The organism is Streptomyces beigongshangae (assembly GCF_019710745.1).
Classification (GTDB): domain Bacteria; phylum Actinomycetota; class Actinomycetes; order Streptomycetales; family Streptomycetaceae; genus Streptomyces; species Streptomyces beigongshangae.
On the sequence record NZ_JAHKJW010000019.1, the window covers coordinates 18906 to 31589 of the forward strand.

A 12684-nucleotide genomic window follows, 5' to 3' on the forward strand; every position below is an offset into this window, starting at 1 on the left:
GACAGGGCGGCCCGCCGCCTGTGGACAACCCACCTGCGACAGGCCGTTCCTTACGGATCAGTACGTATCCGTATACGGGGTTGTGCGCCGTCCGGCCGGAGCGCGACCGGAGGGGGAGCGGGTCGCGATCGAGCCATGGTTCAGACGGCGGCCTTCTTCAGCCGGCGCCGCTCACGCTCGGACAGCCCGCCCCAGATTCCGAAACGCTCGTCGTTCGCGAGGGCGTATTCAAGGCATTCCGAGCGCACCTCGCAGGCGAGGCATACTTTCTTCGCCTCGCGGGTGGAGCCGCCCTTCTCGGGGAAAAAGGACTCGGGGTCGGTCTGCGCGCAGAGCGCCCGCTCCTGCCAGCCGAGCTCCTCTTCGGCCTCGTCGACCAGCAGTTCCTGAAACAGCTCGGTCATGTGTGCCCCTGTCCGTCTCGCGTCCCCGTGATGCTGCCGCCACCGATTTCGGCTGAACGACACGAGTGAAATTACAAGTGCGCCGCTCCGGGGCAGTCAAGCCGAGATCTGCTATTGGGCCTCTTATTCACTCTGCGGAACCAAGGCTATGCGGAAAGTGTTCAAATCGGCATAAACCCCGACAGCCGAAAAGGACCCGGTGAGCGCCCCGGTCCCGCACAGGATGTGCACAGGGAAAGACGCCCAGGAGTTCGATCTCGTTCCGACACGGTCGACGAAGCGAACCCGGTCACCTGTCGATCACGGGGATCACGGGGATCACGGAGATCACAGGGATCACAGGGACCACGGGGTCGCGCCGAGGCTCGTGCGCCCGGTTGTGCGCCATGTGTCCCGGCAACCCCGTGCACAAACCTTTCACCTTTCAGACGGACCGGATGGGGTGAAACGGCACCGCATCCCGGACGTCAAGTTGACAGTACGGGTGTGAACCGGTGTGCTGGTGGGCATGCTCGCGAACTCGGTACCCACCACGACCCGCACCGCCGGGTCCCTCGGTGCTGCCGTCCACGTTCGCTGTAGCTGTTGCTGTTGCTGTCGCAGCTGTTGAGCCCACCTCGCTCCCGCTGCCGCCGGATCCACCGGGACCGGCCGCCCGGACCGGCCACCGGTCCCCCCGCCCGTACCGGGGCACGTCCCACGCCCGTACCAGGGCAACACCCCACGCCCGCGATCCGGGCGGCCGGTACGCGACACCCCAGACCTCCAGCACTCCCATCCGCCGAGGAATCCACCGCACCCCATGAACAGCGACAGCGACCTCCAGATCGCCGGCGACATCCTCGAAGTACCGCACCTGCTCCAGCCGCCGCGCGAACATCCGGCCACCGTGGCCGAGTTCGCCGGCCTCGCCCGCTCCCTCGCCGCCGACCCCTCCCAGTGGCGCCACCTCGTCCGGTACGACGCGGCCTCCCGCTGGTACCACCGGCTGCGCACCGGTCCCGGCTACGAGGTGTGGCTGCTGTCCTGGGTCCCCGGACAGGGCAGCGGACCGCACGGCCACGGCCCGTCCTCCGGCGTGCTCACCGTCCTGGAGGGGGCGCTGACCGAGCGCACCGAGCGGGGCACGCGCGCCCTGGGCGCGGGCGCCCAGCGGGTGTTCGCGCCGGGTTACGCGCACGAGGTCGTCAACGACTCGCTCGAACCCGCCGTCAGCCTGCACGTGTACTTCCCCGGACTGACCGAGATGCCGATGCTCGCCCCGGCCGGGCCGCGTTCGGCCCAGGAGACCCCCAACGCCCGGTGCGCGCCGGCCGAGGTCCCGTAACCGGCTGACACGATGCCGCGGCCGCCTGCGAGACTGCATGCCATGCGCATTGTGGTTCTGGCAGGCGGCATCGGCGGTGCCCGGTTCCTGCGTGGTCTCCAGCAGGCCGCGCCGGACGCGGAGATCACCGTCATCGGCAACACCGGGGACGACATCCACCTCTTCGGGCTGAAGGTCTGCCCGGACCTCGACACGGTGATGTACACCCTCGGCGGCGGCATCAACGAGGAACAGGGCTGGGGGCGGGCCGACGAGACGTTCCACCTCAAGGAGGAGCTGACGGCGTACGGCGCCGGGCCCTCCTGGTTCGGTCTGGGCGACCGGGACTTCGCGACGCACATCGTGCGCACGCAGATGCTGAACGCCGGATATCCGCTCAGCGCCGTCACGGAGGCGCTGTGCGACCGCTGGAAGCCGGGCGTCCGGCTGATCCCCATGACCGACGACCGCGTCGAGACCCATGTGGCCGTCGAGGTGGACGGCGAGCGCAGGGCCGTCCACTTCCAGGAGTACTGGGTGCGGCTGCGGGCCTCCGTGGACGCGCAGGCCGTGGTCCCGGTGGGCGCCGAGCAGGCCAAGCCGGCGCCCGGGGTGCTGGAGGCCGTCGCCGGGGCGGACGTCATCCTCTTCCCGCCGTCCAACCCCGTGGTGTCCGTCGGCACGATCCTCGCCGTGCCCGGCATACGGGAGGCGATCGCCGAGGCCGGGGTGCCGGTGGTGGGGCTCTCCCCCATCGTCGGGGACGCGCCCGTGCGCGGCATGGCCGACAAGGTCCTCGCGGCCGTCGGTGTCGAGTCCAGCGCGGCGGCGGTCGCCGAGCACTACGGCTCGGGGCTCCTGGACGGCTGGCTGGTCGACACGGTGGACTCCGCGCTGGTGGAGCGGGTCGACGCGGCGGGCATCCGGTGCCGTGCCGTCCCGCTGATGATGACCGACCTCGACGCGACGGCCGCGATGGCCCGCGAGGCGCTGACGCTGGCGGAGGAGGTGCGGGGCGCTTGAGCGACGGGACGTTCCGGGGCACGCCGGACGGCGGACCGCCGTCCGGCGCCCCCGGCTACCGGGTCTGGGCACTGCCCGGGCTGCCCGAGGTACGGCCGGGCGACGACCTCGCCAAGCTGATCGCCGCCACCGGTCCCGGACTCGTGGACGGGGACGTGCTGCTGGTCACGTCGAAGATCGTGTCCAAGGCGGAGGGGCGCGTCGTCGAGGCGGCGGACCGGGAGGCGGCCATCGACGCCGAGACCGTGCGGGTCGTGGCCCGGCGGGGCGCGTTGCGCATCGTGGAGAACCGGCAGGGCCTCGTGATGGCCGCCGCCGGGGTGGACGCGTCGAACACGCCCGCCGGGACCGTGCTGCTGCTGCCCGAGGACCCCGACGCCTCGGCGCGCGCGATCCGGGACGGCCTGCGGGACGTCCTCGGTGTCGAGGTCGGGGTCCTCGTCACGGACACGTTCGGGCGGCCCTGGCGGACCGGGCTCACCGACGTCGCCATCGGCGCCGCCGGCGTGCGGGTGCTCGACGACCTGCGGGGCGGCACCGACGCGCACGGGAACCCGCTCACCGCCACCGTCGTCGCCACCGCCGACGAACTCGCCGCGGCCGGGGACCTGGTCAAGGGCAAGGCCGAGGGGCTGCCGGTCGCCGTCGTGCGCGGACTGTCCCACGTGGTGCGCACGGCCGGCGCGGACGGCGCGGACGGTCCGGACGAAGGGGCCCGCGGCATGGTCCGGGGCGCCCGCGACGACATGTTCCGGCTCGGCACCTCCGAGGCCGTACGGGAGGCGGTCACCCGGCGCCGTACCGTACGGGCCTTCACCGACGAGCCCGTCGACCCCGGCGCCGTACGGCGTGCGGTGGCCGCGGCGGTGACCGCGCCGGCCCCGCACCACACGACGCCGTGGCGGTTCGTCCTCCTGGAGACGGCCGGGTCGCGCACGCGGCTCCTCGACGCCATGCGGGACGCCTGGATCGCCGATCTGGAGCGGGACGGGAAGAGCGCGGAGTCCGTCGCCCGGCGGGTGCGCCGCGGGGACGTGCTGCGCAACGCCCCGTACCTCGTCGTGCCGTGCCTCGTCATGACCGGGTCCCACACCTACGGCGACGCCCGGCGCGACGGGGCCGAACGGGAGATGTTCGTGGTCGCCGCGGGCGCCGGTGTGCAGAACTTCCTGGTGGCGCTCGCCGGGGAGCGGCTCGGGTCCGCGTGGGTGTCGTCGACGATGTTCTGCCGGGACGTGGTCCGGGACGTGCTCGCGCTGCCCGCGGACTGGGATCCGATGGGGGCCGTCGCCGTCGGGCACGCGGCCGGGGAGCCGCGGGCCAGGCCCGAGCGGGACGCGGGGGCGTTCATCGAGGTGCGATGACCCGCGGTCCGCCGCCTTTCCACCGCCCCCTGTTCTCCCGCCCCCCGTTTCCCGCTCTCCCGCTCCCCTGTTTCCTGTTCTCGCATGTCTCCCGCATGTCTCCCGAGCGGCTTCACCCGAAGGACCCCATCCGTGGCCGGACGCTTCGAACAGCGGCCCACGCGTACGACCATGCGCGGCGGGCGGGCCGGTGTGCCCTCACCCCGGCCGGCGCCGGACACCCTCATCGGGACCGGGACCGGGACCGGGACCGGGACCGGCGCGGGCCTCGGCGGTCGGACGCGGAGCTGGGTGCCGCCGTGGCCGCTCGATCTGCGGCTCGTGCTCGGGCCGTTGCGGCGGGGGCCCGCCGACCCCACCTTCCGCGCGACTCCCGACGGGTCCGTGTGGCGGGCCAGCCTCACTCCTGTCGGACCCGGCACCCTGCGGGTGTCCGCGTGCGCGGGCGTCGTGCACGGCGAGGCGTGGGGGCCCGGGGCGGAGTGGCTGCTGGACCGGCTTCCCCGGATGCTCGGCGAGGCGGACGACCCCGGGGCCTTCGAGCCCCGGCACCGGCTGGTCGCGATGTCCCGGCACCGGCGGCCCGGACTGCGGCTGACGTGCACCGGGCTGGTGCTGGAGTCGTTGATCCCGTCGATCCTGGAGCAGAAGGTCACGGTCGACGAGGCGTACCGGGCCTGGCGGGCGCTGGTGCGGAGGTACGGCATGCCCGCGCCGGGGCCGCCGGCCGGGGGCGGGGGCATGTTCGTCATGCCCGAGCCCCGGGTGTGGTCGCTGATCCCCTCGTGGGAGTGGCACCGGGCCGGGGTCGACAACAAGCGGGCGTCGACGATCCTGCGGGCCGTGCGGGTGGCCCGGCGGATGGAGGAGGCCGTCGCGCTCGATGTGCCGGCCGCGCGGGAGCGGCTCGAAAAGGTGCCGGGGATCGGGCCGTGGACCTCCGCGGAGACCGTGCAGCGCAGTCACGGGGCGGCGGACGCGGTCACCGTCGGCGACCTGAACCTGCCGGGGATCATCGGGTACGCGCTCGCCGGGAACCGGGACGCGGACGACACGGTGATGCTGGAGCTGCTGGAGCCGTACGCGGGACAGCGGCACCGGGCCGCCCGGCTGATCCTGCTGAGCGGGCGCACGCCGCCCCGGCGGCATCCGAAGCGGTCCCGCGGGGACATCGGGCGGCTGTGAGCCCCGGCTCCGAGGAGCCGGGAGCCCCGTCACCGGTCCGACGAGAAGCGCAGTGAGGCGCCGGGGATGCGGGCGTCGCACCAGACGCGTACGCCGTCCCTGAGTTCGTTGTCCGGGCCCACCGTCGCTCCGTCGCCTATCACCGCGCCCGTCAGGACCGAGCGGGCACCCACCCGGGCGCCGGCGCCCACCAGGGAGTCCGTGATGACCGCGTTCGGCTCCACGACGGCGTCCGCCAGGATCGTGGAGCCGAGGACGCGGGCGCCCTCCCCCACCGTCGCGCCCCTGCCGACGACCGTGCCGGCCGTCAGTTTGGCGCCGGGGGCGACCGAGGCCGTCGGGAGGACCAGGCTGTCGCCGCGGCGGCCCGGCACGGCCGGGGACGGCACCCTGCCGAGGACCAGGTCGGCGGAGCCGCGTACGAATGCCTGGGGGGTGCCCAGGTCAAGCCAGTACGTGGAGTCGACCATGCCCTGGAGGTGGGCGCCGGCGGCCAGCAGGTCCGGGAACGTCTCCCGTTCGACCGAGACGGGGCGGCCCACGGGGATCGAGTCGACGACCGACCGGCGGAAGACGTACGCGCCCGCGTTGATCTGGTCGGTGACGATCTCCTCCGGCGTCTGGGGTTTCTCCAGGAACGCCCGGACGCGGCCCGAGGCGTCCGTCGGGACCAGGCCGTAGGCCCGCGGGTCCGTCACCCGGGTCAGGTGCAGTGAGACGTCCGCTCCGGAGGACCGGTGGGTGGCGACCAGGGCGCGGATGTCCAGGCCCGTCAGGATGTCCCCGTTGAAGACCAGTACGGGGTCGTCGGGGGCGGAGCGCAGACGGGAGGCCACGTTCCGGATGGCGCCGCCGGTGCCGAGGGGCTCGTCCTCGGTGACGTACTCCAGGTGGAGCCCCAGCGACGAGCCGTCGCCGAAGTGGGGCTCGAAGACCTCGGCCAGGTAGGACGTGGCGAGCACGATGTGCTCGACCCCCGCCGCCCGCGCCCGCGCCAGCTGGTGCGTGAGGAACGGCACCCCGGCCGCCGGGACCATCGGTTTCGGCGTGCGCACCGTGAGGGGGCGCAGCCGGGTGCCCTTGCCGCCGACCAGGAGGATCGCTTCCGTCACCTGTCGTCCCCGTTTCCTGACGGGGCCGGTCGGACGGATCCGACCGGCCGGTGTGTGCGGACCGTTCCGATGACCGTGCGGCGCCCGGGGAGGACGGCCGTGGGAGCCGCCGGGCCCGGCCGGTCCCGCGCGCCGGACCTCACCGCTCCCGTCGGCCGGGCCTCATCGCCCCTGGTAGCGGGCCGAAGCGGCGCGGGTCTTGCCGAGTTTCGCGTACAGCCGACGGCCCGGGCATTCGGTGGCGAACCCGTCCCGGTGACCGGAGATTACATTGAGTCGTACGTTCTTGCCCTTTCGGTACAGATTTCCACCTCCCGATGTGAGGTAGGTCTTGCCGCGCGGGTTCGCCCCGTGCAGTCCGAGCTTCCACGCCGTGAGCCGGGCGACGGCCTTCACCACGGCGGCGGGCGGGTTCGTGGCGCCGAAACTCCCGAGGACGGCGATCCCCGTGCTCCTGCTGTTGAAACCGAGAGTGTGGGCGCCCATCACCGGTCTGGCCACACCACCGGCCCGGCCCTCGTAGATGTTTCCGCACTTGTCGACGAGGAAGTTGTAGCCGATGTCACGCCATCCGCTGCTCCTCACGTGGTAGCGGTAGATACTGCGGATGACTGAAGGGGCCTGCGCGCAGCGGTAGTTGTTGCCCGTGGCGCTGTGGTGGACGAAGGCCGCCCGAACCGTCTTCGTGTAGCTGAACTTCCGCTCCCGCAGACCCTCGTCGGCGCCCCAGCCCCGGCGGGTGACGATGCGTGGGCGTGCGCCGATGTAGGGCCTCGCGCGCTGCCCCGCGACCACGCCGGCCGCGTCCTTCCACACGCCGCGGGCCGCCGACAGGGCGGCCCGTGTCTCCTTGCGGCTCAGGGCCGGGATCTCGGTGGCACCGGCGGGGGCGAGTGCCGCGTTGGCGGCGGAGGCCGCGGACTCGGCGGCCGGGAAGCCGGCGTGCCCGGTCTCCGGTCCGGGGTCCTGGGACGCGGGTCCGGCACCGGGGTCGACCAGTTCGACGCGCAGGCCGCCGGGGAGGGGCTCCGCGGCGTGGGCACCACCGGTCCGGCCGTCCGCCGTCGTCGCCGTCGCCGTCGGCCGGACCCTGACCTCCACGCCGTCCGAGTCGCCCACCCACAGAGGGGCCGTGGAGCCGCGCACCCGGCCGGAGGCGCGCTCCGCGGTGTCGGGGTCGGCCGCGTGCTCGTGGTTGTGGGCCTCCAGGTCCTGCCAGGCGGACCAGTCCGTGGTGCCGCCGGCGCGGGTACGGACCTGGACCCGGCCGTGGAGTTCGCTGTCGGGGTCGTCCCAGACGACGCCGACGAGCGAGAAGTGCCGTACGTCCCGCCGGGCGAGGCCGTGGGGCTGCGAGGGCGAGGGGGGCAGGGCGCGGTCGCCGGAGGGGGCGGAGGACGGGGTCCGGAGGGCGCTGCCGGGCGGGAGGGGGGTGAGCGGGAAGGACTGGGTGCTGCCGGGGACGGCGGCGGCCCGGGTGGTACGCGCCGCGGTGGGAGCCGCCGGTGCGGCCTCGGGGAGGACCGTCGACGCCCCCGGGGACGCGGGCCGGACACGCACCGCCCGGCCGTACGCCGGCCTGTCGTGCACCGGCCTGCCGTACGCCGCCGGTCTGCCGTACGCGGATTCGCCGGATACCGGTTCGCCGGACGCCGAGGGGCCGGACGCCGGGGGGCCGGACGCCCGCCTCCCCGGCACCGGGACGCCGGAGGCCGGGGTGTCGGGTGTCCGGTCGTCCGGAGCGGTTCGTTCGGGGGCCGGACTGCCGGCGGTCGGCCGCTCGGCCGCCGGGGGTGTGGCCGTGGCCTCCGAGGACAGCGCCAGCGGAAGGGCCAGGGCGGCCGCACAGGTGACGGCGATCGAGGAAGCAAGGTGTCCACGCATGCCCCTGATCCTGGACATAGCGGTACTTACCTGTCCATCCAGGATGTGACGACCCGTCGGTCTTTTCGGCCGAACCGGTGCCCCGCGACGCCCCGTGCGGGCGGTTGCCCGCGTACGCTTGCGTCCCGTGAACGCCACCGACCGCACCCCTGCCGACCTGCTGCGATCCGCGCTCGCCACGGATCCGGCGCGCCCCCTCGTGACCTTCTACGACGACGCCACGGGCGAACGTGTCGAACTGTCCGTGGCCACCTTCGCCAATTGGGTGGCCAAGACCGCGAATCTGCTCCAGGGCGAACTGGGCGCCGAGCCCGGTGAGCGGGTGGCGCTGCTGCTGCCCGCGCACTGGCAGACGGCCGTGTGGCTGCTCGCGTGCTCCTCCGTGGGCGTGGTGGCCGACGTCGGGGGTGACGCCGGCTCCGCCGATCACGTGGTCGCCGGACCGGGACGGTTCGAGGCGGGCCTCGCGTGCGGCGGGGAGCGGGTGGCCCTGTCGCTCGCGCCTCTGGGGCGGCGCTTCGCCCAGGTGCCGTCCGGGTACGTCGACTACGCCGTCGAGGTACCGGGGCAGGGGGACGTCTTCCGGCCGTACGGGGTGGTGGACCCGGAAGGTGCGGCCCTGGTCGTGGCGGGGGCGCAGCTGAGCGGGGCGGAGGTGGTCGAGCGGGCCCGGGGGGACGCGGGGCGGTTCGGCCTGGTGGGACCGACGGCGCGGCTGCTGTCGGAGCTCCCCTACGACACGTGGGACGGGCTGAGCGCCGGGCTCTACGCCCCGCTGGCCGCCGGCGGGTCCGTGGTCCTGTGCCGCAATACCGACCAGCTCGGGGAGGACGCGCTGGCCAAGCGCATCGAGAGCGAACGGGTCACCTCGACGGCCCGCTGAGGCGTTCACCCGCCCGGCGCCCGCCTCCCCCGTTCGGTCCAGCCCCTGAAGCCCTCCGCCCCCGGCCGCGTCATGGTCGTAGGGGCAGGTCCGAGCAGGTTCGGACGGTGGCGGCGGGAGGGGTGGAGCGTGGCTGGCGGGACCGGAAGAACACCCGGAGCCGGATCCGGAGCCGGAGCGGGTGGTGCGCGGCGCCGCCGGCGGCGATGGCTGCGCCGCACGGGGCTCGGGGTCGCCGTGGTCCTCGTGGGTGCCGCGGGAGCCGGGTGGGCGGTCTACGAGAAGCTGGACGCCAACATCACCTCCGACGACGGCACGGCCGCCGAGCTCGCCCGGTACGAGAGGGAGCGGCCCACCGCGCTGGTGCGCGACGCGCAGAACATCCTGCTGATCGGGTCGGACTCGCGGTCCGGGTACGGCAACCGCAAGTACGGGAGGGACTCCGGCACCGAACGCTCCGACACCACGATCCTGCTGCACCTCGCGGCGAACCGGCGCAGCGCGACCGCGGTCTCGCTCCCCCGCGACCTGATGGTGGACATACCGAGCTGCCGGGGGCCGGACGGCGACCGCGCCGGACCCGTGTTCTCGATGTTCAACCACGCCTTCCAGCGCGGCGGTCCGGCCTGCACGATCCGTACGGTCGAGAAGCTGACCGGCGTGCGCGTCGACCATCACATGGTGGTGGACTTCCACGGGTTCAAGGACATGGTCGACGCCGTCGACGGCGTCGAGGTGTGCCTGAAGGAGCCGATCGACGACCCGGCCGCCAGGCTGCGGCTGCCCGCCGGCAAGGTGCGGCTCGACGGTGAGCAGGCCCTCGGCTACGTGCGCGTCCGCAAGACCGTCGGCGACGGCAGCGACACCGGCCGGATGGAGCGCCAGCAGCGCTTCCTGGGCGCCCTCGTCAACAAGGTGCGCAGCAACGACGTACTGCTGAACCCGTCGAGGCTCTACCCCGTGCTGGACGCGGCGACGTCCGCGCTGACCACCGATCCCGGGCTGGCGAACCTGCGGGGTCTGTACGACCTGGTCCGCGGCATGCGCACGGTCCCCACCGAACGGGTGCAGTTCCTCACCGTGCCGAGGGAGGCGTACGCCCGGGACAGCGACCGCGACCAGCTCGTGGAACCCGAGGCGGGGAAACTCTTCGAACGGCTGCGCCAGGACGCTCCGCTGGAGGTCGCCGGGGAGGTTCCGCGGGACTCCGGCGCGCAGCGGCGTGGCGCGGATCCGGCCGACGCCCCTGACGGGCACGGCCGTTCAGACGAGCCCGGCCGTTCAGACGGGCACGGCTATTCATACGAGTTCGAGCGGGACCGGCCGGGACCCGCGGGGCAGGGGGAGCGGGAGGGCCGCCCCGTGGACGGCTCGTACGCCGAGGACGGCAGACCGGGCCGGAAGCGGCCCGCCGATCCCGCGCCCGCGCCGGGCCCCGCGCCGACTCCCGCGCCGACCTTCCGGGGCAACACGGCCGCCGAGGACGTGTGCGGCTAGCGCCGAAACCGGTTGACGGGTAAAGGGAACACCAAGAGAGGGAACACACGTCCAAAGAATTGGGTGGATTGCCCGCTTGTAGGGACGTGGAATTTGTCACCGTCGTCGCTTGACGCCGAACTGGGCGGATAGTGTGAGCGATCCGGTGCGCCTGCGCCACGAGTTGCGCTCGTGGGTCGCGCGCCGGTTGGACCGACTGACGAGCGTCTTCTGAGGGGGAAAGACGCCGCGTGGCCCCGACGGAGGACTCGAGCAACCGTGGACGCGCAAGGCCGTGGGCGGGCGGACGACATCGACCCCGCAGACCAGTGGGTACTCAACCCGGACACCGGCGACTACGAACTGCGACTGCAGGCTTCCGGACCGCAGTCGGCGGTCCCCGGGCCCCGCTCCCGCAGGAAGACGGGTGCCGCCGCGCCACCGCGCGGGCGTACCGCTCCGGCGCGGGAGCGCAAGGGCGCGCCCGAGGAGGCGCCGGACCCCGGCGTGCCCGGACCGCGCAGACGGCGCACGCCGCAGGAACCGCCGCCGGGCCGCCGCAAGGGCCGGCCCAAGAAGTCGCGGGGCAAGAAGGTCCTGGTCTGGACGGGCGGCACGGTGGCCTTCCTTCTGGTCGGTACCAGTTCGGCCGGGTACCTCTACTGGAAGCATCTAAACGGCAACATCACGTCCGTCTCCGACGACGGCGCGGGCACCGGTGGCTTCAGCAAGGACCGGGCGATCAACGTCCTGCTGGTGGGCACGGACAAGCGCACCGGCGAGGGGAACGAGAGCTACGGCGACTCGGACAGTCCCGGGCACGCCGACACCACGGTGCTGCTGCACGTCTCCAAGGACCGTACGAACGCCACCGCGATGAGCATCCCGCGTGACCTGATCACCGACATCCCGGACTGCCCGACGGAGCAGGAGGACGGCTCCACCAAGGTCATCCCGGGCACGCTGAACACGCGCTTCAACGAGAGCCTGGGCCAGGAGGGCCGCACGCCGAGCTGCACGATGCGGACCGTCACCGCGCTGACCGGCATCAAGATGGACCACTTCATGATCGCCGACTTCAACGCGGTCAAGACGCTGACCACGGCGGTCGACGGCGTCGACATCTGCCTGGCCAAGGACATCGACGACAAGGACTCCAAGCTCAAGCTGTCCAAGGGCGAGCACACCATCCAGGGCGAGGACGCGCTCGCCTTCGTCCGCACCCGCCACTCCGTGGGGTTCGGCGGCGACCTCAGCCGGATCCAGATCCAGCAGCAGTTCCTCAGCTCCCTGATGCGCAAGCTGAAGTCCAACGACACGCTCACCAGCCCGACCAAGCTGCTGAAGCTGGCGGAGGCGGGCACCGAGGCGCTGACCGTCGACTCGAAGATCAACGGCATCAACAAGCTGCGCGACCTCGGTATGGAGCTGGGCAAGTTCGACACGAAGAACCTGGCCTTCACCACCGTGCCCGTGGTCGACAACCCCAACGAGCAGGTCAAGTCCACGGTGGTCCTCCAGGAGGCCAAGGCCAAGGCGATGTTCGCCCTGATCAAGGACGACGTCTCGCTCACCGCGGTCAAGCAGAAGGAGAAGAAGGAGAAGGCCGAAGTGGCCGCCCGGCTCAAGGGCACCAAGGCCGATCCCTCCGAGGTGCGCGTACGGGTCCTCAACGGCGGCGCGCAGAGCGGTTCCGCGCAGGAGGTCCTCAACTGGCTCCAGGTCGAGGAGGGCGTGACCAAGTCCGAGAACGCGGGCAACTCCGGGGCGACGCTGGAGAAGACGACTGTCGAGTACGCTCCCGACCAGGCCGATCAGGCACGCAGGCTCGCCGACCTCATGGGCCTGTCCGGGTCGGCCATGAAACCGGGTGAGAGCGTGACCAACTCCCAGGGTCTCCCTGCGATCACGCTGACCCTGGGTGAGGACTTCAAGGGGGCCGGGGTCTCTCTGACCACTCCGTCGACGGCGCCGGGGGACGTCGAGAAGTCCACGGCGGACAAGGTCGAGTGCGCCAAGTGACCTAACGGGTCCGTCCCACGTCCTA

10 protein-coding genes are annotated in these 12684 nt (G+C 72.9%); 7 read left to right on the top strand and 3 right to left on the bottom strand.

Features of this window, described 5'->3' with window-relative positions; genetic code table 11:
- Positions 1 to 140 precede the first annotated feature (140 nt).
- Positions 141 to 404, bottom strand: coding sequence for a WhiB family transcriptional regulator (locus KM933_RS16705; protein WP_053723761.1), 264 nt, complete (start codon positions 402 to 404; stop codon positions 141 to 143).
- A gap of 802 nt (positions 405 to 1206) precedes the next feature.
- On the opposite strand from KM933_RS16705, the gene KM933_RS16710 reads away from it, so the two are divergent.
- The 4 genes from KM933_RS16710 (at position 1207) to KM933_RS16725 (ending at position 5282) form a co-directional block, all read left to right on the top strand.
- Positions 1207 to 1731, top strand: coding sequence for a cysteine dioxygenase (locus tag KM933_RS16710; protein WP_221352924.1), 525 nt, complete (start codon positions 1207 to 1209; stop codon positions 1729 to 1731).
- 42 nt (positions 1732 to 1773) lie between these two features.
- Entirely contained in the window at positions 1774 to 2733 is a 960-nt protein-coding gene (gene cofD / locus KM933_RS16715; protein ID WP_221352926.1) for a 2-phospho-L-lactate transferase, read from the top strand.
- Entirely contained in the window at positions 2730 to 4097 is a 1368-nt protein-coding gene (locus KM933_RS16720; protein WP_221352928.1) for a coenzyme F420-0:L-glutamate ligase, read from the top strand. Before cofD ends, KM933_RS16720 begins: the two co-directional genes overlap by 4 nt.
- Positions 4098 to 4229: 132 nt before the next feature.
- Complete coding sequence (locus tag KM933_RS16725) at positions 4230 to 5282, top strand: DNA-3-methyladenine glycosylase family protein (RefSeq protein ID WP_221352930.1); 1053 nt, start codon at positions 4230 to 4232, stop codon at positions 5280 to 5282.
- A 29-nt stretch (positions 5283 to 5311) separates the two neighbouring features.
- On the opposite strand, the gene manB is transcribed toward KM933_RS16725, so the two are convergent.
- Both manB and KM933_RS16735 read right to left on the bottom strand, forming a co-directional pair.
- Positions 5312 to 6394 (bottom strand): mannose-1-phosphate guanylyltransferase, encoded by a 1083-nt coding sequence (gene manB, locus KM933_RS16730; RefSeq protein WP_221352932.1) that lies wholly within the window; start codon positions 6392 to 6394, stop codon positions 5312 to 5314.
- 162 nt (positions 6395 to 6556) lie between these two features.
- Positions 6557 to 8278, bottom strand: coding sequence for a peptidoglycan recognition protein family protein (locus tag KM933_RS16735; protein ID WP_260333672.1), 1722 nt, complete (start codon positions 8276 to 8278; stop codon positions 6557 to 6559).
- Positions 8279 to 8405: 127 nt separating this feature from the next.
- Between KM933_RS16735 and KM933_RS16740 the strand changes: the two genes are divergently transcribed.
- The 3 genes from KM933_RS16740 to KM933_RS16750 all read left to right on the top strand — a co-directional run bounded on the left by KM933_RS16740 (position 8406) and on the right by KM933_RS16750 (position 12659).
- On the top strand, positions 8406 to 9161 hold the full coding sequence (locus tag KM933_RS16740; protein ID WP_221352934.1) for a TIGR03089 family protein: 756 nt from the start codon (positions 8406 to 8408) through the stop codon (positions 9159 to 9161).
- 129 nt (positions 9162 to 9290) lie between these two features.
- Positions 9291 to 10658, top strand: coding sequence for an LCP family protein (locus KM933_RS16745; RefSeq protein ID WP_308013427.1), 1368 nt, complete (start codon positions 9291 to 9293; stop codon positions 10656 to 10658).
- 258 nt (positions 10659 to 10916) lie between these two features.
- Positions 10917 to 12659 (top strand): LCP family protein, encoded by a 1743-nt coding sequence (locus KM933_RS16750; protein WP_221352938.1) that lies wholly within the window; start codon positions 10917 to 10919, stop codon positions 12657 to 12659.
- Positions 12660 to 12684: the final 25 nt, after the last annotated feature.

Excerpts from the sequence above, each read along its gene's own strand:
- KM933_RS16705 (WP_053723761.1), bottom strand. The coding sequence starts at position 404 with ATGACCGAGCTGTTTCAGGAACTGCTGGTCGACGAGGCCGAAGAGGAG.
- KM933_RS16710 (WP_221352924.1), top strand. The coding sequence starts at position 1,207 with ATGAACAGCGACAGCGACCTCCAGATCGCCGGCGACATCCTCGAAGTA.
- cofD (WP_221352926.1), top strand. The coding sequence starts at position 1,774 with ATGCGCATTGTGGTTCTGGCAGGCGGCATCGGCGGTGCCCGGTTCCTG.
- KM933_RS16735 (WP_260333672.1), bottom strand. The coding sequence starts at position 8,278 with ATGCGTGGACACCTTGCTTCCTCGATCGCCGTCACCTGTGCGGCCGCC.